At 66.3% G+C, this 23,275-nt stretch carries 15 protein-coding genes and 1 tRNA gene; 8 read left to right on the plus strand and 8 right to left on the minus strand.

Going from position 1 to position 23,275, the window contains the following annotated elements:
* Positions 1-626 precede the first annotated feature (626 nt).
* The 5 genes from HFP89_RS08580 (at position 627) to HFP89_RS08600 (ending at position 7,386) form a co-directional block, all read left to right on the plus strand.
* The gene (locus tag HFP89_RS08580; protein WP_168717248.1) at positions 627-2,546 is read left to right on the plus strand and encodes a BamA/TamA family outer membrane protein; all 1,920 of its coding nucleotides are present in this window, start codon (positions 627-629) and stop codon (positions 2,544-2,546) included.
* Positions 2,543-6,364 (plus strand): translocation/assembly module TamB domain-containing protein, encoded by a 3,822-nt coding sequence (locus HFP89_RS16310; RefSeq protein WP_168717249.1) that lies wholly within the window; start codon positions 2,543-2,545, stop codon positions 6,362-6,364. Before HFP89_RS08580 ends, HFP89_RS16310 begins: the two co-directional genes overlap by 4 nt.
* Before the next feature lie 36 nt (positions 6,365-6,400).
* Positions 6,401-6,802 (plus strand): rhodanese-like domain-containing protein, encoded by a 402-nt coding sequence (locus HFP89_RS08590; protein ID WP_168717250.1) that lies wholly within the window; start codon positions 6,401-6,403, stop codon positions 6,800-6,802.
* A 75-nt stretch (positions 6,803-6,877) separates the two neighbouring features.
* Positions 6,878-7,258, plus strand: a complete 381-nt coding sequence (locus HFP89_RS08595) for a DUF3144 domain-containing protein (RefSeq protein WP_168717251.1) — start codon at positions 6,878-6,880, stop codon at positions 7,256-7,258.
* Positions 7,259-7,309: 51 nt separating this feature from the next.
* A tRNA-Ile gene (locus HFP89_RS08600) sits at positions 7,310-7,386 on the plus strand.
* A gap of 1,371 nt (positions 7,387-8,757) precedes the next feature.
* Here the strand turns inward: HFP89_RS08600 and HFP89_RS08605 are convergent.
* Entirely contained in the window at positions 8,758-9,429 is a 672-nt protein-coding gene (locus HFP89_RS08605) for an ankyrin repeat domain-containing protein (protein WP_168717252.1), read from the minus strand.
* Between the two features lie 122 nt (positions 9,430-9,551).
* Positions 9,552-10,205: a hypothetical protein gene (locus HFP89_RS08610; RefSeq protein ID WP_168717253.1), complete on the minus strand. Its 654-nt coding sequence runs from the start codon at positions 10,203-10,205 to the stop codon at positions 9,552-9,554.
* A 307-nt stretch (positions 10,206-10,512) separates the two neighbouring features.
* Here HFP89_RS08610 and HFP89_RS08615 point away from each other — a divergent pair, with 307 nt between their 5' ends.
* Positions 10,513-11,532, plus strand: a complete 1,020-nt coding sequence (locus tag HFP89_RS08615) for a transposase (protein ID WP_168717254.1) — start codon at positions 10,513-10,515, stop codon at positions 11,530-11,532.
* 483 nt (positions 11,533-12,015) lie between these two features.
* On the plus strand, positions 12,016-14,127 hold the full coding sequence (gene rlmKL / locus HFP89_RS08620) for a bifunctional 23S rRNA (guanine(2069)-N(7))-methyltransferase RlmK/23S rRNA (guanine(2445)-N(2))-methyltransferase RlmL (RefSeq protein WP_168717255.1): 2,112 nt from the start codon (positions 12,016-12,018) through the stop codon (positions 14,125-14,127).
* An 888-nt stretch (positions 14,128-15,015) separates the two neighbouring features.
* Here the strand turns inward: rlmKL and ubiA are convergent.
* Entirely contained in the window at positions 15,016-15,900 is an 885-nt protein-coding gene (gene ubiA, locus HFP89_RS08625; RefSeq protein ID WP_206212281.1) for a 4-hydroxybenzoate octaprenyltransferase, read from the minus strand.
* Positions 15,901-15,987: 87 nt separating this feature from the next.
* On the opposite strand from ubiA, the gene HFP89_RS08630 reads away from it, so the two are divergent.
* The gene (locus tag HFP89_RS08630; protein ID WP_168717257.1) at positions 15,988-17,247 is read left to right on the plus strand and encodes an MFS transporter; all 1,260 of its coding nucleotides are present in this window, start codon (positions 15,988-15,990) and stop codon (positions 17,245-17,247) included.
* 19 nt (positions 17,248-17,266) lie between these two features.
* Here HFP89_RS08630 and HFP89_RS08635 read toward each other — a convergent pair whose 3' ends face one another.
* From HFP89_RS08635 to HFP89_RS08655, 5 genes are all read right to left on the minus strand, one after another.
* Entirely contained in the window at positions 17,267-18,301 is a 1,035-nt protein-coding gene (locus tag HFP89_RS08635) for a histidine kinase (RefSeq protein WP_168717258.1), read from the minus strand.
* A gap of 184 nt (positions 18,302-18,485) precedes the next feature.
* Positions 18,486-18,905, minus strand: a complete 420-nt coding sequence (locus HFP89_RS08640) for a type IV pilin protein (protein ID WP_346775218.1) — start codon at positions 18,903-18,905, stop codon at positions 18,486-18,488.
* Positions 18,906-18,914: 9 nt separating this feature from the next.
* Positions 18,915-19,253, minus strand: a complete 339-nt coding sequence (locus HFP89_RS08645) for a hypothetical protein (RefSeq protein WP_168717259.1) — start codon at positions 19,251-19,253, stop codon at positions 18,915-18,917.
* A gap of 22 nt (positions 19,254-19,275) precedes the next feature.
* Positions 19,276-22,680, minus strand: a complete 3,405-nt coding sequence (locus tag HFP89_RS08650; RefSeq protein ID WP_168717260.1) for a PilC/PilY family type IV pilus protein — start codon at positions 22,678-22,680, stop codon at positions 19,276-19,278.
* A 25-nt stretch (positions 22,681-22,705) separates the two neighbouring features.
* On the minus strand, positions 22,706-23,266 hold the full coding sequence (locus HFP89_RS08655; protein WP_206212282.1) for a PilX N-terminal domain-containing pilus assembly protein: 561 nt from the start codon (positions 23,264-23,266) through the stop codon (positions 22,706-22,708).
* Positions 23,267-23,275: the final 9 nt, after the last annotated feature.

A 23,275-nucleotide genomic window follows, 5' to 3' on the forward strand; every position in this document is an offset into this window, starting at 1 on the left:
TGACAAAAGTAGGTCGCCAGAAAGCGCGAAGCGCGTGGCGAAACGCTTGTAGCCAGAACCCCGGCACAGCCGCCGGACACGGCTCCGGCAAGACGTGAAGAAAGCAAACCACCTCTCAGCCGCTTGTGGCCGACCAGCGACACACCGGCCCGGCTCTGGCTTCGAGGATGCATCCGGGGCCAATGTAACCCGCAGCCGGAGCGAGCCAGGGCGCGGTCCGACCACCGGCCCACCGACGCAGTCCGAAAGCCACTGCGCGTTCCGCCGCCTTTGAAGAGCGCTTTTGCCTACTTTTGTCGCGATTGACAAAAGTAGGTCGCCAGAAAGCGGACGAAGTCCGCGTGGCGAAACGCTTGTAGCCAGAACCCCGGCACAGCCGCCGGACAGGGCTCCGGCAAGACGCGAAGAAAGCAAACCACCTCTCAGCCGCTTGTGGCCGACCAGCGACACACCGGCCCGGCCCTGGCTTCGAGGATGCATCCGGGGCCAATGTAACCCGCAGCCGGAGCGAGCCAGGGCGCGGTCCGACCACCGGCCCAACGCCCGCCGCAAAGCAAGCGGCATCTCCCGCCCGGCTTTAACCCGTTTTAACCTTTCCCCACACGGGATCGCGTTACAGTCGATGCATGTCACGTTCTCACAGGCTTGTGCTGCTCGCGACCGCTGCCCTCGGGCTGGCCGGTCCTGTGCACGCAGCGACGGTGACGACCGAGATCCGCGGGCTGAGCGATGAGCTGCAGGCCAACGTGCGTGCATCGCTGAGCCTGGTCCGGGCCGAGTCGCTGGAGACCGTTTCGGTCTGGCGGTTGCGCCAGTGGGCCGATGCGGCCGAGGAAGAGGCCGAGCTCGCGCTGCAGCCGTTCGGGTACTACACGCCGAGCATCGCGGTGCGGCTGAAGCCGCCGGCGTCCTCCGACAACGGCGCGCCGTGGCAGGCGGTGGTCGAGATCGAGCCCGGCGAGCCGGTGCGGATCGAGAACGCCCGGCTGGCCATCGAGGGGCCGGCCGGTGACTTGCCGGCGTTCCGCGACTGGCGGGAGAACTGGCCGCTGACCGAAGGCACGGTTCTGCACCACCCGACCTGGACGCAGCAGTTGCGCCGCCTGGACGGACTGGCCGATGCCCACGGCTTCTTCGAGGCGCGCTATGTCGATCGGCGGATCGAGGTCCGGCCGGTGCGCAACGAGGCCTCGATCGATCTGCGCTACGACGGCGGGCCGCGCTACGTCATCGGCGACATCGCGGCCGAGAACGAGACCTTCACCGAGAAGCTGATGCGCCGGCTGACCGTGCTCGAGCCGGGGGCGCCCTACGCCAGCGGCGACCTCGACCGCCAGCGCGAGGTGCTGGTGCGCAGCGGCTATTTCGAAAGCGTGATCGTCGAGACCCGACGCGACGCCGAGCGCGATGCCGTCGATGTCCGCTTGAGCACCGAGCCCCGGCCGCCCAACACCTACCGGATCCAGGCCGGCTTCGGCACCGACACCGGGGTGCGCGCGCAGCTCGGCTGGCAGCGGCACTACCTGGGCGCCGGCGGCGATCGACTGAACATGCAGCTCGGCGCCCAGCAGACCGACCAGGAGTTCGTGTTCCGGACCGACTATCAGCGACCGTTCGGCGGCCAGCCGGGCAATTTCCTGACCGCCGGCGTTCGCCTGCAGCAGGAACGCGACCGCTTCCGCTTCGAGGACGAGGACCGGATCGAGCCGGTGTTCGACCCGTTCGGCGGCACCCGGCGCCAGGCCAGCCTGACCTTCGGCCGGCTGCGCGAACGGCTGCTGTTCGACGACTTCAGCCCGCTGCAGGAGCACCTGTTCGTGACCGTGCTGCGCGAGCAGTTCGATGCCTTTTCGGCCGACTCGCTGAGCCTCGAGCAATCGGCCCTGCTCGGGGTCGCGCCGGGCCTGCGCCGGTTTCTCGACACCGACACCCAGACCCTGGCCGCCGGTGCGGAGTGGACGCTGTTCCGGCTGTCCGGCGAGGGCTTCGCCCAGCAGGGCCAGTACGCCCGGCTTCGCCTGCTCGGTGCCTCCGAAGGGCTGGGCTCGGACGTCAGTTTCGCCCAGGGCTATGCAACGGCGCGCTGGCACTGGCGCTTCCTGCCGCGTCACAAGCTGCTGCTGCGCGGTGAGCTTGGCTATACCGCGGCCGATACCACGCAGTTCGACCTGGCCCTGCCCGACGATCCGCGCCGGCTGGACCTGAACATCACCTCGCTGCCCGATCCGTTCCGCTTCCGCACCGGCGGCGACCGCACCGTGCGCGGCTACGCCTTCGAAGACCTGAGCACCAACCGCAACGGCGCCAATCACCTGGTGGTCGGCTCGGCCGAGTACGAGTTCAAGCTGTTCGGCGACGTCTCGGTGGCCGCGTTCTACGACATCGGCAATGCGTTCAACGACTGGGAGAGCCCGGAGTTGAAGGCCGGCACTGGCGTTGGCGTACGCTGGTACACGGTCATCGGGCCGGTGCAGCTGGATTTCGCCCGCGCGCTGGCCAATGACGACCTGCGCATCCATTTCACGATCGGGACCAAACTGCTGTGAAGCGCTTCCTGCTCATCCTTGCCGCCCTTCTGGTCGTGCTGCTGCTGGTCGCGGCGGTGACCTGGGGCTGGCTGACCGGAACCCGCTCCGGCGCCAGCTTCGTGCTCGGCCAGGTCCAGTCGCGGGTCGAGCGGCTGGACTGGTCGGCGCTGGACGGCAACCTCGGCGACGGCGTGGTGCTGGAGAACCCGGTGTTCGAGCAGGCCGGACTGCGCGTGGCCACCGAGCGCCTGGAACTGGCCGTGGCGATCCGCCCGCTGCCGCCGTTTCCGGTCACCGTGGACCGACTGGCGCTGCGCGAGGTCGAGATCCGGACGCCGCCGCCCGCGCCGGACGCGCCGTCGGAACCGTTCCGGCCCGGCGACTACCGGCTACCGGTGCCGATCACGGTCGGCGAGGCGCGCGTCGACGGCTTGACGATCCGGCCCGCCGGCGACGGCGAACCGATCCGGATCGACCGGATCGCACTGGCCGGGTCGGCGCACGAGGCGCTCGAACTCGACCGGTTCGAGATCGAGGCCCCGGCCGGCCGCGCCACGCTGTCGGGCCGGCTCGGACTCGACGCGCCGTGGACGATGGACCTGGCATCTCGGCTGCGCCCGGCGCTCGATGAGGTCGACCAGGCGGCCGAACTGACCCTGACCGGCCCGCTCGATGCGCTCGACCTGGGCCTGACGCTGAGCGGCGGCGTGCGCGGGACGCTCGAAGCCGAGCTTCGCGGCCTGCCGGACGTCGACGCGCTGAGCGGACGCGTCGAGGGCCGCGCTTCGATCGAGCGCTGGCCGGGCCTGGACGGCCGGATCGACCAGATCACCGTGGACGTCGAGGGCGCGCTGGCCGACTGGCAGGGCCGCATCGCGGCCGAGCCTGCGCTGCGCGGCGTGCCGGTGCAGCGTGTGACGGTCGAGGCCGAAGGCGGTGACCGGGTAATCGGCCAGGCCACGCTCCGGGCCGATGCCCTGGACGGCGAGCTCACGGCCACCGGCCGCCTCGACCTGGCCGGGCGTCCGACCGGCAGCGCGTCGGTGAACTTCAGCGGGCTGGACTTCAGCGCGTTGTACCCCGAGTGGCCCGAACAGGGCCGGGTCGCGGGCCGGCTGGACGCCGAACTGAACGACACCGAGGTGCTCGTCCGCGACCTGGCCCTGCGCGCCGAGCCGACCTCGCTGCAGGTGACCGGCGAGGGTCGCTACCGGCTCGACGACCGCCACGCCAGCGTTGCGCTGGACTGGACCGACCTGAGCTGGCCGCCGGTGACCGACGGCAGCGAGCCGCTGTTCAGAAGCGCGTCCGGACAATTCCAGGGGCGCGGCACGCTCGAGGAATGGAGCGCCGAGCTCGGCGCCTGGCTGCAGTTGCCCGAACAGCCGCGCACCCGGATCGAGCTGGACGCGACCGGCGATACCGAACAGGCCCGCATCGAGCGGGGGCTGATCCGGCCCGACGATGCCGGGCAGCTTCGCTTTACCGGCCGCGCCGGCCTCGGCGAGCCGCGATCGGCCGAACTGGACCTGGCGCTGGAGCAATTCGATCCCGGCGCGCTGGTGCCCCAGCTGCCGGGCCGCGTCGACGGTACCGCCCGGCTGCGGGTCGCCTCGGCCACGGCCGATCTCGTGATCGAATCGCTGTCGGGCCAACTGCGCGGCCAGCCGCTGAGCGGCGGCGGCGAAATCACCGTCAACGAGTTCGAGGTCACCGCGGCCGACCTGCAACTGGCGCTGGGCGAGAATCGCGCGCTGGTGGAGCGCCCGGATCCGACCGCCTGGACGATCGCGATCGAAGCACCGCGGCTGAGCCAGCTATGGCCCGGCCTGGCCGGCACGCTGAACGTCGAGGCGACGGTCCGGCCGCCCGAGCGCGCACTGGACTGGACGCTGACCGGCCGCGAAGTGATGTATGGCGGCCGCCGCGCAGCCGCGCTGAACTCGCGCGGTGCACTGAACTGGGGCGAACGGCCGGCCGCAACCGCCCGGGTCACCGCCGAGAACGTCGATCTGAACCCATGGGAGCGACTCGCCCGGCTCGAGCTGACGCTGACCGGCGACTGCGAGCAGCACCGGTTCAACGCCTTCACCACCGGCACCCGCGCCACGCTGGACCTGGCCGCCGGCGGCGGATTCGCCGACTGCGGCGCGCTGGCGGCCGGCTGGTCCGGTCAACTCGACCGCCTCGACATTCGCGATACCGTGATCGAACCATGGCAGCTCAGCCAGCCGCTGACGATCGTCCAGGAAGACGACCGCGTGCAGATCGGCGCCGGGTGCCTGTGGTCGCCGAGCCACCCCGGGCGGCTGTGCCTGAACGGCCTCGACGCCGGCACCCAGGGCGAGGCCCGGGTCGCGTTCAACGCCGTGCCGATGAACCTGCTGCTGCTGCCGCTGGATCCGGCATTCTCGGTCGGTGCCGACCTGCGCGGCCTGGCCGGCCTGAGCTGGGACGCCGAGGGCCTGCGCTCGGTGGACGGGCGGCTGCTGATGAGCCGCGGCGACATCGAACTGCTCGGCGTCGAAGGCCCGCTGCTGACCGTCGATGCGCTCGACCTGGCCGTCCGCTCGCCGGCACCGCGCACCGCCGCCGCCGACCTCGAGCTTCGGATCGAAGGCCTCAGCGAAATCACCGGCGAGGTGCGGATTCCCGACATCCACCGCCCGACCGACGCGACCGTCGACGGCCGGCTGCAGCTGGCGCTCCCGCGGCTGGCCGCGTTCAACCGACTGGTCCCGCAACTCGACGCGCTGGAAGGCCGGCTCGATGCCGAGCTGCGCGTCCAGGGCGCGCTGCTCGGCCCCGATATCGACGGCCAAGCGCGGCTGACCGACGGCCGGATCCGGCACGCCCCGCTGGGCCTCCATCTCGAAGCCATCGAACTGACGCTGGTCGGCGACGAGCGCGGCGGCAACCTCGATGGCTCGTTTCGGGCCGGCGAGGGTCGCGGGCAGATCGACGGCGAGCTGGCCCCCGGGGAAGGCGGCTGGCGCGGCCAGTTCGGCATCGACGGCCAGGACCTGGCGCTGTTCAACGCCGACTGGCTGACGCTGCAGGTCACGCCCGAACTCAGCGCCAGTTTCGACCCCGAGCGACTGATGCTGAACGGCACGATCACCGTGGACCGGGCCCGGCTCGGGCTGCCGCCCGGCACGGCCGAACGGGTCGATCCATCGCCGGACGTGGTCGTGGTCGGCGCCGAGGCCGAGCAAGTGGCCGAACCGCCGGCCGCGCCGCGACCGATCGAAGGGCGGATCGCGCTGCGGCTGGGCGACGACGTGCGGCTGGAAGCGGCCGGCATGCGCACCCGCCTGACCGGCGGCCTGGACATGCGCTGGGCCGGCGAACGGGCGATTCCGACCGCGGAGGGACAGATCAATCTCGTCGAAGGCGCCTACCGGGCCTACGGCCAGAACCTCGACGTCCAGCGCGGCGAGGTGCTGTTCACCGGCAACCCGATCGACAACCCGATGCTCAACATCGCCGCGGCCCGCGAGATCTTCGGCGACCCGATCGTCGAGCTCGCCGGCGTGGAAATCCGCGGCCCGGCGCAGAACCCGGAGATCGAGCTCTACACCACGCCGCCGACCAGTCGCGAAAAGGCCCTGGCCTACGTCCTGACCGGCGCGGAATTCGACCACGCCGCCGGCCAGGGCGCGTTCAACGTCGGCTTCTTCGTGCTACCCGAAGTGTTCGTCAGCTACGGCGTCGGCCTGTTCGACACCGGCAACGTGCTGGCCGCGCGCTGGGACTTCGCCGAGCGCTGGGGCCTGAAGGCCACGTCAGGGGAAAGCGACACCGGCGCCGACCTGAGCTTTATCATAGACCGCTGAACCCACTCATCCGGCTCACCGCCGAGGAGTCCGACCATGCGCATCGCACGGAATCTCCGCATCGCCCTGCCCGCCCTGCTGGCGCTGCTGCTCGCCGCACCGCTGATGGCTCAGGACGCATCCGACGACGGCCCGAACATCTACCCGCAGCTGGCCGCCCGGCTGGTCGAACTGGACGTGCCGACGCTCGACGTGCGGACCGACGAGGAAGTCGCCGAGACCGGCATGGCGCCGAACGCCACGCACATCCCGCACGGGCAGATCGACGCCATCGCCGAGTTTCTCGGCGACGATCCGAACCGGGCCGTGGTGGTGTACTGCCGTTCCGGCCGAAGGGCCGAACTGGTCGTCGAGGCCATGCGCGAGCGCGGCTACGGCGGGCTGGTCAACGCCGGCGGCTACAGCGACCTGACCGAAGCCCTGGACAACGCGGACTGACGCCGCCCGGGCCGGGCCGGAGCGCGTTCGACCGCGTGCTATCCTGCCCGGCTCGCACCGAACCGAACCGGAATCATGACCGAACTGAACGAAGACCAGAAGAAGCAGCTCGAGGCGCACAACCAGGCCACGGCGGCCTTCATCGACCTGGCCAACAAGCTGTCGAAGGAAAGCGGCCAGGACGTCAAGATCGTCTCGGCGGCGCTGATGGCCGCCTCGGGCATCTACGCCACCTTCATCGCCGCCGGCAACGAGGGCTACCTCGGCCCGGGCGGCGTCGACAAGGTCGCGCAGCTGTACAAGAACAACCTGGGCTACATCCAGGAACGCAAGAAGACCGAGCTGAAGATGCAGGGCAAGGAAGCACGCCAGCTGGGCGAATCCGACACCATGATCACCGCGCCGAATGCCGAAGCACTGGCCAGGGAAACCGGCGACGGCGCAAAGTCCGATTGATGACTGTTCCGCCGGGCCCGCAACGGGCGCGGCGCATTCCGACCGGGTACCGGGCCCTTAGCTCAGTTGGTTAGAGCAGCCGACTCATAATCGGTAGGTCGCAGGTTCAAGTCCTGCAGGGCCCACCATCTTTCTGAAATTGATGGGTTTTCTGTCAGGCGACTCATTGAGTGGGGGTCGGGTGGTCGTGGGGGCGCAGTGGGGCCAAGAGGGGCACGTTCGAGCTGTTGCGTGGGGCGCTCCAACATCTCTGCTTTATCCTCGCCACAGGAGAAATCGCTTTGGGCGGTTAGCCCTCGTTGCTAGACTGCAAGCATGGATGACGATCTAGAGCAACTATTTGACCCAACCACTATCCAGGCTTTCGAAGCCGCACGCCGCACACCCGAAGGTTGGTTCTTGCGTGCAGACTCCTTTTACGAGACACATTTAGCGCTCCACGATTACCGACGGAGAGTCCTTCCCGAAAAAGACACCGTTCAGGGTGTGCTTATCGAACCGACATCGCTGCAAAGGGGCGAAATGCTGGCAGTGTGTTGCGCAATTGAATGCTACATGAAGGGTCTTGCGATGAATGTCTCACGCACTGAGCAAGAGAGACTCAAAGTCATAAACTCGAAACATAACCTCTCAAAACTCGCAGATACAATGACCGCGAGAGGGCTAGACGTACTCTTGGACCGGCACAAAGAAAGGCTTGCCGAACTAACCGTTCTTCGAATTTCAGCTCTGATCTATCCCGCACCCACGAACCAGAAGTACAACGCAGAGCATGCGGAAGCGCAGTATCAGGTTACGCTTACAGGACTAGATCTAGAAATCCTGTCCGAGTTAAGGCGTAGAGTCGACAGAGTGCGCGGTCTCGAAGGACAGGAGCGTAAGGCAGATTCTTAATTGATCCAGCCCTAACACGATCAACAGCCAAGACACCCATGTGGCTCCGCTAAAGAATTCTCGGATCCACTACTGCCACGAGTTCCATTGCTTCATCGCTTATTCTGAAGAAACCTACTAAGAAACCTACTGGACACCCACGTTGTAGGAAATAGCCTACGCGATTTCGGGGTGGATTCCCGATGGCGGTGTCTGGATCGGCCGAATAGGCTGAGATCAGACTCCAAGGTCCGGACAAGCGCATGCCACTTCCTCGAACACGCCTGGTGTCACTCGAAGCCACGCCACACTATCACGTCATCAGCCGCTGCGTTCGCCGTCAGTTTGTGTGTGGATTGGACCGACTCACCGTGAAGGCTGTTTCTCATCGGCGGAACCGGTGTGTGACGAATGCACCGGCCTGGTGCTCCTTCAGGATCGAAATGATCTTCTCTTCGCTGTAGCGCTTGCGCTTCATCGTGGGTCCTCCTCTCAGGTCAAACTAGCAGAGAATTCCCACATTGGACATGGCCCGGATTACAGGGGTACGGTCAAATAGGAAAACGACTGGAAGAAATGCTATTGGCATCATTACAACGTACTTGCTCGAACAGTCTCAGACCAGTCTAGCAATCTTCCATCTGTTCTTTCAGGTCGAGTTTCAGGTTGCGCAGCAGCATGACCTGCTCTTGTTCAAGGCTCTGCACATACAGTCGATCCAAGATGTCAGAAATAGTTTCACCTAGGGAGTTAGTTCCGCACACATCGACGCCCAAAGAAAGATAATACTCAACGATGTCAAGATCTCCAAGACTAGCGGCCTCGTATATTGGTGATTGATCGTAAACTGGATACAGGGAGTCTTGAAACAGCTGAGTTAGCTTCATATCAGGGTTAGCTCCAGCTTGAACAAGAACTCTAACGTGCTCAAGACCTACAGCGCGCGCCACAAATAGTGGAGTCTTACCTTGTGGCCCTGACCTCACATTCGGCTCAGCGCCAGAGTCCAGAAGTGTTTCTAAGAAGCGAATGTCCTGTCTGATGGCCGCATGATGTATCAACGGCACACTAGCTACTCTCTGATCAGGGTCGGCTCCAAGGCTCAAGAGGCACTGCCAGCTTTTCAATCGGCCTTGCCTTAACGCTAGAAATATCGGCGTGACGCTCGCTGCTCCAATAATATCAATTGGGGTCCCTGAATTGATGACCTCGGCTATTCCACTGCAGTCGTTCCTTTCAATTGCATCAACTAGTCGTCGCCCACCAGGCCCACTGTAAATCTCGCGCTTGTCAATCATCAACGCCTCCCGGACAGTCGGGGGACGATCTGAAATTATGGGACGTTCCGATGCGCTTGCGCAGCCTTGGAGAACCAGCCCACAGAAACTTAGCAAAGCAAAAGTGCGGATAGAATTCATGATCAGCATCCTATTCCTCTGCACATATCCGGCATGGGATGCCAGCCAGCAGCGCCTACGCGGACTTGTTCGCCATAGATTCTCCCCGGAGTCAGGATGTTCACGGGTTGCAGCACATCGTAAGAGCTATAGATATGAGTGATGCTTGCTTTACTTGGATCATGGCCACGCACCGTACGAGGATTGACCCCCGCAGAATTAAAGACTGTTGCGCTTCCTCCGGCGGCGATGGCAGCCGCTTGCGCCAAGCCCCCGCCTAGACTCTGCCCGACATAGTGAACAGAATCTTTGAATCGAGACCCCAAAGCCATAGCTTGCTCATATTGCTGTGAAACCATCCCAAGTCCTTGACGGAAATTATGTAACCAGTCAATTCCCTGATTCGTTCCTGTGAATACTAGCGCCGACTCTCCTAGCTCCTCATTAATTACCAGCATCGCTTGAAAGCCGGATTCTTCATTCAAAAACCATTCGCGCATTTCCCACCCCTTAGGCAGATCTCTTCCATAAGCTGCATTGGCCAGAGCTCCGCGTGTCCGTTCAGCGTCCGTAAGGCCTCTATCAAACGTTAAAGCCTGTTTTACAGAAAATTGCATCGCAGCAGTTAACGCTCCGTTCGCAAATTTTCCTCCCGTCATTTCCGAGACTGCAACCACTTAGACACCCACCACGTAGGGAATAACCTACAACAATTCGAGCCGTTTTCCCAATTTGGCTCTTCGCGATTTTGTGTGGGTTGAGCGATTCGGATAGCCTACGGGCTTGTCCCAGCAGAACAACTCGGACACCCACCCAGAACAACTCGGACACCCACCCAGTAGCAGAACAACTCGGACACCCACCCAGAACAACTCGGACACCCACCCAGTAGGAAATAACCTACACGAATTCGAGCAATTCTTCCGATGCCAGGCCGCTGTCGCCTGACCTAGAGTGACCGTCCACTCGCTCAGGAAGGCCCCGATGCCCGAACCTCGCTGCCGCCTCGTCTCGCTCGATGCCACGCCGCACTATCACGTCGTCAGCCGCTGCGTGCGGCGGCAGTTCCTGTGCGGCTTCGATCGCGACACCGGCCGGGACTTTTCGCATCGGCGGGACTGGATCCGGGCGCGGATCTTCAAGTTGGCCGACATCTTCGCGGTCGATATCTGCGCCTACGCGGTGATGAGCAATCACGTCCACCTGGTGCTGACGATCCGGCAGGACGTGGCGATCGCCTGGGACGAGCGCGAGGTCGCCAGGCGCTGGCTGCGGCTGTTCGGCGGGCGGAAGGAGGTCAAGCACTGGCTGGCCGGGCAGCGCCAGTCCGAGGCGCAGGCGGCCGCGGCACTGGAGTGGATCAAGACTTACCGAGAGCGGCTGTTCGATCTTTCCTGGTTCATGCGCTGCCTGAACGAGCCGATCGCCCGGATGGCGAACGAGGAAGACAACGTCACCGGGCGGTTCTGGGAGGGGCGATTCAAGAGCCAGGCGCTGCTGGACGAGGCCGCGCTGTTGTCGCTGATGGCTTACGTCGACCTGAACCCCATCCGGGCCGGCATCGCCGCCACGTCGGAAGAATCCGACTACACGTCGCTCCAGCAGCGGGTGATCGAGACGCGGATCCAGGATGCCCCGGAACAGAAGAACGATCTACCGAAAGACCTGAAGGCCGCTCTCGGCAAGCTGGCCCCGTTCGCGCCGGAGTCGGGCCTGCGGGAAGACAATGCCCTGCCCGTCACCCTCGCCGACTACCTGGAACTGGTCGACTGGACGGGCCGCGCGATCGCCCACGGCACGAAGGGCATGATCGACGACCGGCTGCCGCCGATCCTCGAGCGGCTGAAGGCTCGTCCCGAGGGCGTGGTCGAGTTCCTGTCGAAGCCACAGAAGCGCCGGGCGCCGAACGTGATCGGGCCGGTGCAGGCGCTCAAGGACTGCGCGCAGGCGTTCGGGCGGACGTTTCTGAAAGGTCGAGCGACCGCTACATTGTTGTTCGGTTAAGCCGAGCCCAAAAAAACACCCTGCCCGCCTCGCCGGGCGCTTTGTCGTGCTCGGAAATCGGTGAAATCGCCATTTTTCGGCCCGGAATTGTCTGCGCGCACCCAACGTGCGGATATTTGGTCGATCCAGATCAAATTACCGCGCCAATTTTCCGTGAGCTCCAGAAGATCAACGACTCTTGTTGGGTCAGTGTCGTGTGGGTGTCCAGCCTCGAAGGGCTCTTGTTGGGTCAGTATTGTGTGGGTGTCCGGCCTCGAGAACGAGAAGATCAACGACTCTTGTTGGGTCAGTGTTGTGTGGGTGTCCGGCCTCGAAGGGCTTCGAAGTGGTGGAAGTGGTGTGGGTGTCCGAGTTCGAAGGAGCGCGAACGGCTTTGAAGTGGCAAGTGTTGTGCGGATTCGAAGTGGGGTTCGAAGCAGCGGTCCGGCCTGCGGGTCAGCGGGTACCATGGCACCTCTCCGATCGCTGGTTTCGAGACCCGCCATGAGCCCCACGCTGTTCGCCACGGCCCCGCAGGGCCTCGAAGACCTCCTCGCCTCGGAGCTCGACGCGCTCGGCGCGGTCGAGGCCCGGCCCGGACGGGGCGGCGTGGCGGTTCGCGGCGGCCTGGCCAACGCCTACCGGATCTGCCTGTGGTCGCGAGTCGCCGGCCGGGTGCTGCTGCCGATCGCCGAGTTCGACGCCGATGACGCCGACGCGCTGTATGCCGGCGCGCGGACCGTGGACTGGTCCGATCACCTGGCCGCCGACGGCTCGCTGGCGGTGGACTTCACCGGCATCAAGCCGGCGATCACCCACGCCCGGTTCGCCCAGCAGCGGGTCAAGGACGCGGTCGTGGATCGATTCCGGGAGACGGCCGGCGTTCGACCGGACGTCGACCCGAAGGCGCCCGACCTGCGCATCCACGTCCACCAGGACCGCGCACGGACCACGGTGTCGATCGACCTGTCCGGCGACAGCCTGCACAAGCGCGGCTACCGTGAGGACACGGTCGAGGCGCCATTGAAGGAACACCTGGCCGCGGCCATGCTGCTGCGCGCGGAATGGCCCCGGATCGCGGCCGAGGGCGGCGGGCTGGTCGACCCGATGTGCGGCTCCGGCACGCTTCCGATCGAGGCGGCCTGGATGGCCGGCGACGTCGCGCCCGGCCTGCTGCGCACCCGCTTCGGGTTCCAGCGCTGGCGCGGCCACGACGACGCGCTGTGGAAGGACCTGATCGACGAGGCGCTCGACCGCCAGGAGGCGGGCGTTCCGGGCATTCCGCCGATCGTCGGATACGACCGCGACGGCCGCGCGATCAAGGCCGCGATCGGCAACCTCGAGCGCGCCGGGCTGCGCGGCCGGGTGCACGTCGAGAAACGCGAACTGGGCCAGGCCACGCCGCCGAAGGGCGTGACGACCGGGCTGGTGGCCACCAACCCGCCGTACGGCGAGCGGATCGGCGACGCACACGAGTTGATGCCGCTCTATGTCCGCTTGGGCGACACCCTGAAGCGCCGCTTCGCCGGCTGGGAGGCGGTGGTGCTGAACGGCGCGGGCTGCGAGATCGGCCTGAAGCCGACCCGGACCTGGGCGATGCGCAACGGGGCGATCGAGTGCCGGCTGGAGCGCTTCGAGCTCGGTGCCGCACCCGGCGGCGACGGGCCGGCGGCCGAGGACCTGCACAACCGGCTGACGAAGAACCGCAAGAACCTCGGCAAATGGCTGCGCCGCGAGGACATCACCTGCTACCGGGTCTACGACGCCGACCTGCCGGAGTACGCGCTGGCCGTCGACGTCTACGGCAGCGACGACGGCGACTGGCTGCACGTACAGGAATACGAGGCCCCGGCCAGCGTCGATGCCGGCAAGGCGCGGTCCCGGCTGCGCGCGGCGCTGGCGACGATTCCGGAGGCGCTGGAGGTTCCCCCCGAGCGCATGGTGTTCAAGGTCCGGCGCCGGCAGAAGGGCCACGAACAGTACCAACGCCACGGCGAGCGCGGGCGCTTCCTGACCGTTCGCGAGGGCCCGGCGCGGCTTGCCGTGAACCTGACCGACTACCTCGACACGGGCCTGTTTCTCGACCATCGCCCGGTGCGCCGCTGGATCGGCGAGCAGGCTCGCGACCAGCGCTTCCTGAACCTGTTCGGCTACACCGGTGCGGCGACCGTCCACGCTGCCGTCGGCGGCGCGGCCGAGACCACCACCGTCGATCTGTCGAAGACCTACCTCGACTGGCTGCGACGCAACCTCGACCTCAACGGCCTCGATCGGCTTTCGAACCGCATCGTCCATGCCGATGTGATCGGCTGGCTTCAACGCGCAGCCGGCCCGTACGACCTGGTCTTCCTCGACCCGCCGAGCTTCTCGAACTCCAAGCGCATGGACGACACGCTGGACGTCCAGCGCGACCACCCGACCCTGATCCGCGCCGCCATGCGCCTGCTCGCACCCGGCGGAACCCTGATCTTCTCGAACAACCTGCGGTCGTTCTCGATGGATGGATCACTGACCGAGGAATTCGCCGTCGAGGACCGGACGGGGTGGTCGATTCCGAAGGACTTCGAACGGAATCGACGGATTCACGGGTGTTGGTTTGTGCGACATCGGGGGTGATGGTCTTGTTGTTGCCTCGGCATGGATGAGGGGCGCGCCTCAACAGCATCTTCAACGGCGTTTCACAGGCTGATGCGGTCGGCTGTTGCCCGAGGGATCGAATTCGACTTCCAGGGTCAACGTCAAAAGCGTTTCGCCCGCCCGCTGCGCGGGCTGATGGCGAGGTACTCTTGTGGCGACAAAAGTACCCGAACGCGCTGCGCGAACACCGCCGCCCGGCCTGCGGCCGGGTTCCCTCCGGTGCTCCCGGCCGGCGAGGTCTCCCGGATCAAGTCCGGGACAGGCTCTGAACTCGCTGCAGTCGCTTGCCCTCCTTCCGCTCAGACATTGCGACGGCCCCGATTGTCATCACAAGCGCCGCCATCCGGTCCGCGCCTCCGGCGGCGATGACGGCCGAGCAAGTCAACGGCCAACCCGCGCTCGCTCCCACCTGTTGGAGGGCGCTTGCGCGCGAACGGTTTCTTCCGGGATCACCCTTCGCCCGCAAGCGGTCTCCAACAGGCCAGCGATGGCGACTGCTCTTCCGCGGCAATGGGTTCAAGCCCCCTCAAGGGCGCCGAGAAGCGCAGGGGCGGGCGGGACGATTGTCATCACGATCCGCCGCTGCATGTCCGAGCGCAGAGAGCGCAAGCGAACGAAGCGAGTTCAGCGGACCCCGCCCGCACCGAGCATTGCAGGGAACCCGAGCGAAGCTCGGGCGCCATTGCGGGAAAAGCGCTTTTGCCTACTTTAGTCGCCACAAAAGCAGGTCGCATCGGCCCGCGCAGCGGGCGGCGAGACGCTTCTGACTTTTCGAAAACGGCGCGAGAACCCCGGGTGCGCTCCGCCTACCCGGGCTACAACGTCCAAAACAAAGACACCGGGGCGCGGGGCAGCGCCCCGAAAACCCTACCGCAACCACATCGCCCCCATCACCCCCATCCACACCGTGAACCCGACCCAGTGGTTCGACAGGAACGCATCGAAGCACGCCTTCGGGTCCCGGTTCCGGAGCCGGAACAGCTGGACCTGCAGCAGGCCGAACACGATGACGACTGCGGCGAACCAGGCCGGGTGCGGCAGGAAGCGGAGACCGAACAGGCCCAGTCCGGCGACGATCAGGCCCATCAGGCCGGCCAGGATGGGCAGGTCGTAGCGGCCGAACAGGATGGCGGTGGACTTCACACCCACCTTCAGGTCGTCCTCGCGGTCGGCCATGGCGTACTCGGTGTCGTAGACGACCACCCAGAGCAGGTTGATGAGGTACAGCCACCAGGCCGCTTCGGGCACGCGCCCGAGTTCGGCGGCGAAGGCCATCGGAATGGCCCAGCTGAAGGCCGCGCCGAGCACGATCTGCGGCAGGTGGGTAAAGCGCTTGAAGAACGGGTAGGTCCCGGCCAGCAGCGCGCCGAAGAAGGCCAGCAGCACGGTCAGCGGGGTGGTCAGCAGGACCAGGCCGAAGGCTGCGGCCATCAGCGCGAAGAACAGGTTCAGGGCCTGCCGGGCGGTCAGTTCGCCGGCCGCCAGCGGCCGCGCGCGGGTCCGTCCGACGTGCGGGTCGAGGTCGCGGTCGGCGTAGTCGTTGATCACGCAGCCGGCCGCGCGCATGACGATGACGCCGAGGGTGAACACGACCAGGTTCTTGACGCTCGGACGACCGCCGCCGGCGAGAAACAGCGCCCACCAGGTCGGCCACAGCAGCAGCGCGATGCCGATCGGGCGGTCGAAGCGCATCAGGCGCAGCCAGGGACCGGCCGGCCCTTCGAAGATTCTGGCCGTCAGGCGGAATTCCATCGGCATAGTATGCCCCGTCCCTCCGTGACGGCGGAACGACCTGATAGGATGGCGCCCGCGACCTTCTCCGCTCCCCGCGAGGCCCCGATGCACGCGATTACCGCTGTTTTCACGCTGCTGCTGGGCGTGGCCGTGATCCTGGCCGGCAGCGGGCTCCTGGGTACGCTGCTGGGCGTGCGCGGTCCGCTCGAGGGCATGAGCGCCGGCACGCTCGGCCTGATCATGTCGGGCTACTTCGTCGGCTACGTGGGCGGCACCCTGCTGGTCCCGAAGCTGATCCGCCAGGTCGGCCACATCCGCACCTTCGCCGCGCTGGCCTCGCTGGTCTCGATCGTCTCGCTGCTGCACGGCCTGTTCGTCAGTCCGGCGCTGTGGTTCCTGCTGCGTTTCGTCGCCGGGGTCTGCGTGGTCGGTCTGTACATTGCCATCGAGAGCTGGTTGAACGAGCGCACCGGCAACGAAGAGCGCGGGAACGTCTTCTCGGCCTACATGACGACCACGCTGATCGGCCTGGCCGTCGGCCAGCTGCTGCTGCTGACCGGTGATGTGAGCCAGCTCGAGCTGTTCGCACTGGCCTCGGTGCTGTTGTCGCTGGGGCTGGTGCCGGTGGCGCTGACCCAGGTCCGCGAACCGCCGGTGGTCGACGCCGATCGACTGGGCCTGCGCAAGCTGTTCGAGATCTCACCGGTCGGCGTGGTGGCCTGCGTGTTTTCCGGGCTCGGAATCAGCGCCTTCTGGGGCCTGGGGCCGGTCTTTGCCGGCGGCCTGGGCTTCGATCCGGACGGCATCTCGCTGTACATGTCGTTGACCATTCTCGGCGGCATCGTGATGATGTGGCCGGTCGGCCGCCTGTCGGACCGGATCGAACGCCGACGCGTGCTGATGATGGTCTGTGCGATGACGGCCGTCGGCGCGATCGCCACGCTGCTGCTGATTCCTTACGGGGCGTGGGCGGTGAAAGTCGGCGGCTTCGTCTACGGCTGCTTCGCGTTCAGCATCTTCTCGCTGGCCGCGGCGCACACCAACGATCACGTGGCGCCGGACCAGATCCTGGAAGTGACCTCCAGCCTGCAGCTGCTCTGGGGCAGCGGCGCGATCGTCGGGCCGATCGTGGCCGGACTGCTGATCCAGCAGTTCGGGCCCGAGGCGCTGATGGCCTGGTTCGCGGTCGCGGCGCTGATTCCGGCGGTGTTCATCCGCTACCGGATGACGGTGACCCGACCGATTCCGATGGACGAGCAGGCCGACTTCGTGCCCCAGTTCGCAACCTCGCCGGCCGCACTCGAGATGCACCCGGAGGTCGAGGAAAGCGATCAGACGGTCGAACCGACCGCACCCGCGCCCTGAGCGCTGGCGCGGTTTCGGTTCAATCGACGACCGGCCCGTTCAGCTCGATCCGGAACCGCGCCTCGTCGGCATCGACCCGGCAGCGCCCCTCGTCGCCGAAGGCCAGCGCAAGCCGCTTGCGGACGTTTTCCAGCGCCATCCGGTGCCCCTGATCGGCGCGCACCGGGCGTTCGGACGCCACCGGGTTCTCGATGATCACGCGCCAGTGCCGGCGGCGCGGTGCGTCGACGATCACGGTCAGGCGCCCGCCGTCCGGCAGCCGGGAGATGCCATGAACCACGGCGTTCTCGACCAGCGGCTGGATCAGCAGCGCCGGCAGCCGGGCCTGCAGCGGCGCATCGTCGGCAATCCGCCAGTCCACGGTCAGCCGCTCGCCGAGCCGCAGCGCTTCGATGCGCAAGTAGCCGCGGACCAGTTCCAGCTCGCGTTCCAGGCGATGCTCGGACGATTCGGTCAGCCCGGAGCGCAGCAGGTCGGACAGGTCCAGCACCGCCTCTTCGGCCTGCTGCGGCCGCGTGCCGATCAGGCTGGCGATGGTGTTCAGCGCGTTGAACAGGAAATGCGGCCGGATCCGGGCCTGCAGCGCGGCGAGCCGGGCGCTGGCCTCGGCCTGCACCTGCCGCTGCCACTGGCGATGCAGGATCAGGAAGCGAAGGAAGACCAGCGAGGCGATCGAGGCGATCAGAACATTGCGCAGAACCAGCAGGCCCGGTGACTCGTCGGAAATCACGATCATGGTGGGCGACAGCGCGATGCCGAGCAGGCTTGCGGCGACCACGATCAACTGGATGACGACGAAGATCGCCAGATAGGCGACCGCGTCGGGAAGCGTGGACAACACGCTCCGTGCGGTGCACAACAGCAGGCAGGCGAACAGGGCGACGCCCTCGATGAAGACCGCGTGGATGCCGAGTCGCAGCCAGAAGGTGGAGAATCCGGTGCCGGCCAGGGTCAGCAACAGCGCCAGCAGCAGGCCGAGCAGCACCACCAGGAGCACCGCCTGGGGCTGGCAGAAGTCGGGCAACGGCGGCGCGCGCTCGGCGCGTTCGTTCATCGGCAGGCATCCGGGAGTCAGGTCGGCCCGAGACTACGCGGACGAAGGCCCGGACTGCAAGCCACTGTCTCGTTTCCCCGTCACGCTCCAGACCGACAGAAAAGGCTCCGTGCCGCGAGACGGCACGAAGCCCGCATCGTGCGAACGCAACCCAGGGCTGCCTTCGCGGTCGCGTACGCCGGACTTACCAGCAGTCGTCGATGGTGCCGGTCGCACCCCCGTCCAGGCCACGCTGGCCGGTATGCGTCAGCGTAAGCGACTGACACTCGTCGTCATTGGCCTGGCCACCCTGCGGAGCCGCCGTCAGGGTGAAGGTGGTGGCAGTGGTGTCGACGGCGACGATGTACTTGCCCTTGTCCGAGGCAACGGACGCGCCGTCCTGGATACCGCAGGCGGCATCGTCGTAGCTGCTGTATCGAGTAAAACAGCGCTCGAGCTGCTGGGCCACCTGGAACAGCTGGGCCTTGCCGTCGGCACGCCCGGACTCGATGACCCATTGGTTGTAGCTCGGAATGGCGATGCCCATGACGATGGCCAGGATCGCCACGGCGATCATCAGCTCGATCAGGGTGAAGCCGGACTGGCGCTGGATCGGTGTACTCACGATGCTCTCCTACGGGGCGGACCAGAGGCCGCGGATCAGCGGCACATTGCGCGAGGACGGTAGCGTGCCGTCGGTCGAGACCATCACTTCCATGCCGACGCTGAGCTGCTCGGGCGTCAGCGGCGTTCCCGGACCGCGAATCACGGCTCGCTTGTCTTCCGACGCGATCCGGTAACGCTGACCGTCGAGAACCATGATGCCGGCCTTCAGGTCGATCGACTCGACAACCATCTTCTGCGGCAGGCCGAGGGCCATGTCGACGTCATCGCTCTGGGCCACCGCGACCTGAACGCCGAGCAACAGGCCCAGCAGCACCGCGTACATCATCTTGTAGTGAATCGAATTCATGGTGCGTTCTCCGAGGTGGGAATCAGCGGGCCTGGCGCCAGACCTGGCGTCCGTCGCAGATCGTACCGATCAACAACGGCTGGCCGGTGGCCGGATTCAGGGTTCCGAATTCCGAACACCAGCCGTCGCGCGAACCGACCGAGCCCGGATCCGGCATGTCGCCGTCGGGATCGAACGGGTTGTTCGGGTCGTCCGGGTCGGTGTTGCCGGTGCCCAGCGACGGCGGCTTGATGATGATCGGCGGATCGATCGGCGCACCGATCCCGACTTCGACCACGCCGCAGTTCGGGCAGATGTTGTCCAGCGCGCCGCCGCCGGTGAGCGCATCGACAACGTACAGGCGCTGGAAACCACCCGGGGCGCAGGGGTCGTCTTCCGGCTCGAAGGTCGAGAAGATGACCTGGCCGAAGATGATCCGCGGCCGCGACAGCACGCGCTCGCCGGTCGCGCTCCCGGTCGGCGTCAACTCCAGGACCCAGCCGTCTTCACCGGCCTCGCCGTCGATGATCCGATCACCGCCGGACTGCGTGATGGTCGGCTCGCCGAAGCCGGGATTGTTGCCGATTCTCGAATCCTGGTCGCGCAGCGCGTAGAGCTTCTCGATCCCGGTGCCGCCGACCAGGCGGTCGGCCGGCTCGATCAGCTTGCCGGTGCCGACATAGACGACCAGACCGCCGGCCGGGCTGGCGGCCAGACCCGGCGTTGCAGTGATCGCGCGACCGTCCGGATCGTCGAACAGCCCCTGGGAGTACTTGACCGTGGGTGCGCCGGACTCATTGAAGTCGACGCGCCACACGGTGCCGTTCAGGTCGCCGGCGTAGGCCCGGGAAATCGACTGCCGGGTCAGCGGATTGAGCAGCGGCGCCACACCGGACAGGCCGTTGCTGTCGCTGCCGGTCTCGAGCTCGATCTCGTGCAGCACGTTTCCGCTGAACAGGTCGACGACGAACAGCACGGCGTTGTTGTCGTCGCTGTTGTAGCCGTTGCCGAACAGCGCGACCCACTGGCCGTTGCCGAGACGTGTGATGACCGGGTCGCCGAAGGTATAGCCGAGGTTGGGTTCATCGTCACCGGTGATTTCCCAGAGCACGCTCGGCGAGTCGGGATCGGTGACGTCGAGCGCGAAGATGCCCCGGCCGCCGGCACCCAGGCCGCCGACCAGGACACGCTTCCAGCCGCCGGCGTAGGCGTCCCGAACGACCATCTGGCCGTCGACGAAGAACTTGTGGCCATAGTTCGGGTTGGCCAGGTCCTTCAGGTTCGGCAGCACCGCGCGCGGCACGAAGGCAAACAACTCGCGGCCGCTCTCGGCGTCGAAGGCATGCAGCATGCCGCCGTTGCCGCCGACATAGACCGCCTTGGTCTCGTCGGCCTTGTCATCGACGAAATCGGGATACGAGCTGCCGGCGGCGCCGGGCAGACGCGCCCAGCCCTCGTTGCCGGCACCGGCATAGACCGGGCGCGAATTCACGATATCGGCCAGTACGGTGCTGCGCTCACGGAACGGACCACCGTTCTGCTGTTCCTTCGATCGATCGCCGCGAACGTAGTTGATCACGTCGTTGGCCAGAGCGGCATCGGTGGAAATCGCGTTGCGCAGCTGCGGCTGCATCGAGATGTCGAAGTCCTGGCCACCGCTGCCGCTGTTGCGCGAGGTCAGGATCCTGCGACCACCCGGCGAGCGGGCGTCGAGCTGCGGCCCGGCTTCCCAGGCGGTCGACCCCGAGAACACGTCGATGGCCTTGACGTTGCCGCTCCAGTCCTCGCTGTCGAACTCGGCGGCATAGATGATCGAGCCTTCGGTCAGGCGGGTGGTCGACACCGACAGCCCGGTGGTGGCCGAAGTCCGGGCGACGATCTCGGTCAGGATGGCGGCGAGTTCATCGGCGAAGGTCTGCGGGTCGGCGGCCGAAAAGAAGCCGCCGCGACCGTTCAGACCGAAATGAAGCAGGTCGTCGATCTTGGCCGCGTTGCTGTTGTAGGGGTCACCCCAGTTGACCGGCGTCTGGGTGTCGATGGCCGCGAACGCGTCGTCCGGGTTCACGTTGCCCTCGACGCCGAGCCCGATCCCGAAGCTGGCCAGGTGCTGCCAGAATGCCGGATCTTCCGGCGTGGTGGACACGCGGTTGGTGATGTCCGGACGCAGGTCGCGCTTCCAGTAATGCATGGCCACGTCGGCCAGCGTGTTGGTGCGCGAGGCGTCGGCGAACGGCGCGACCGGCTGGTACTGGTAGCTCTGCGCGCCCTGGCCGAGGTCCGGCCCGGTGATCGTGGCGCCTGCGGTGCCGTCGGCATCGCCGACGCTCGGGTTGCCGCCGTTCCAGAAGCCATCGGACATCATGATATGGAAACTCTGGCGGCAGGCCAGGTCCTCGCCGCCGGACGAACCCGGCGACGTCGACCACGGGCCGAGCGCATCGGTGCGCTCGAAGTAGCCGCCGACGGCTTCGGCCGCCTGCCGAAGCGGGGTGCCGAAGTTGTTGATGACGCGGCCGTACAGCTCGTCGTAGAAGGCCTCGCGGCCGGCGATGCTGAACGGCCGAACCGGGCGCAGGATCGCGCGGTGGTTGACACCGTCGATCGACGACGAGCCCTGGTTGATCGCGGCGAAGCCGACCCGGGCCTGGTCCGGCATCTCGGTGAACGCGTTGCCGATCGCCCCGCGAGAAGTGAGCACCCGCGAGCGGTGGTACTGGAACCAGTTGGCGAAATTCTGGATTTCCTCGTCGCGGGTCCGAGTCACGCCGCCCGGGCTGGTGAAGGTGGCACTGGCCGGCGTGGTATCGACCCGGATCTCGACTTTGTCGTAGCTCGACAGCAGGCCGCGCGGACCGCCGAGGTAGTTGAAATAGGTGATCGGCGTGAAGGTACGGCTCGAGCCGCATGCGCCATCACAGAAGCCTTGGTCCAATGCGTTTCCGCGGAACCAGACGGCTTCCTGGGTCTGCGGCACCGTGAGGTTCAGGCCGCCGAGGCCCGGGATGTCGGGGTTGTACAGCGCGTTTTCGGGATCGGCCGGCGGCATGTCGCTGCCGTCGGGTCGCGACCAGGGCCGGTAGGTGATGTCCGGGTTGTAGAACACCCCGTTGTTGGCCGCCGAGCGAGCGTACAGGTGATGGATGTTGTCATCGCGGAACGACGGCACCTGGTTGGCGTAGTTGGTGCCGCCGTACAGCCCTGCCGGCCTCGGGAACATGAAGATCGTGAAGCGGAACTCCGGACCGTCGGGCATGTACTCCCACTGCATCGAGCCGGAATCGTCGAGCGTGAACATGACGTTCGGCTCGACGTTGGTGGCCACGAACAGCGGCGACTGCGAGATGTTCAGGTCCTGGGCCTGGGCCGCCGTCGGTGCACCGGCCAGCATGCCGGCGGTGCCGACGATCAGCGCCAGGACGATCTTGTCGAGAATCGTGCTTGATTTCATGGGGTTCTCCGCCGTGCCAACCGGCTCATTCGGGCCAGAAGAAAATGCTCTGCACCACGACCTCGCCGACGCCCTGGGGCCCGGTCGCGCGTGCTGCGACGAGGAAGTATTCCTCGATCGCCGTATCGTTCAGTTCGTTCATCGGTCGGCAGGCCGATCCGAAGATGGTGCCGCCGGCACCGGCGTCGGTCAGCGCGATGACGACATACTCGTTGCCGGTCGCCGGGGCCGTCAGCCAGGGCCAGTCATCGGGCGAAACCGTCGGGCCTTCCAGCGTGCAGGCGTTGCGCGAAAGTCCGAGATCGCTCTGCGCCTCGGACCAGATCGGGATCCCGCCCAGCGGGCAGCCGGCGGCGCCGGCCACGCAGTTGCCGAGGGTCTGCTCGATCTCGCGCAGGGTCGCTTCGGCTTCCTGGAAGGCCTCGTTGGTCTCGCGCACGTTGCCGGCCATGCGCTCCTGCAGCACACCCACATTGGCCGCCGACAGGCCGATCACGGTCAGGATGATCAGGAACATCAGCGACACGAACAGGGCCGCGCCGCGCTGGAGGCGGGGGGCCGAAGCCTGGATTGCGGTTCGATTCACGGTCATCGC

The sequence above is a fragment of the Wenzhouxiangella sp. XN79A genome (genome assembly GCF_012272825.1).
Taxonomy (GTDB): Bacteria; Pseudomonadota; Gammaproteobacteria; order Xanthomonadales; family Wenzhouxiangellaceae.